1 protein-coding gene is annotated in these 842 nt (G+C 52.5%); it reads left to right on the forward strand.

What is annotated here, in order from left to right; all coding sequences use genetic code 11:
• On the forward strand, positions 1–842 hold an 842-nt coding region (gndA, locus tag FC43_RS09250; RefSeq protein ID WP_235807618.1), incomplete at both ends, for an NADP-dependent phosphogluconate dehydrogenase.

Below are 842 nucleotides of genomic sequence, written 5' to 3' on the forward strand. Positions count from 1 at the left end.
CTTTGGAAGACTTCGTAAACTCCCTGGAAAAGCCACGCCGGATCTTAATGATGGTTAAGGCCGGTAAAGGAACGGACGCTGTTATCGATGAATTAATTCCGCTGCTTGACGAAGGCGATGTCTTGATCGACGGTGGGAACACCAATTTCCATGACACGATGGCCCGCAACGCGAAGTTAGACAAGTCCGGGATCAACTTCATCGGCATGGGGGTTTCCGGTGGGGAACTGGGTGCCTTGCAAGGTCCTTCCCTGATGCCAGGTGGTCAAAAGGAAGCTTACGACCTGGTTGAACCAATCCTGACCCAAATTGCCGCCAAGGCCGAAGATGGCAAGCCATGTGTGACCTACATTGGGCCAAACGGGGCTGGTCACTACGTTAAGATGGTCCACAACGGGATCGAATACGGGGACGAAGAATTAATCGACGAAAGCTACAACGTGATGCGCAACGTCTTAGGCCTCTCCGTAGATGAAATGGCTGACATCTTCGCCGAATGGAACAAGGGTGAACTTGATTCCTTCCTGATCGACATTACGGCCGACATTCTGACGCGCAAGGACGACTTAGGCGCTGACAAGTCCAAGCCGATCGTGGACATGATCCTCGACCGGGGGGCAAACAAGGGGACTGGGAAGTGGTCTTCTGAAACTGCCCTGGATGGTGGTGCTCCACAATCCGTGATTACGGAAGCCGTTTACGCTCGTTACATCTCCATGATGAAGCAAGAACGGGTTGCCGCAAGCAAGGAATTGCCAGCCGATGTTGAAGCCGTTAACCTGACGAACGCTGAAAAGAAGGAATACATCGAAAAGATTCGCCAAGCCCTCTACTTCGGGAAG

This window comes from Limosilactobacillus ingluviei DSM 15946 (genome assembly GCF_001435775.1).
GTDB lineage: Bacteria > Bacillota > Bacilli > Lactobacillales > Lactobacillaceae > Limosilactobacillus > Limosilactobacillus ingluviei.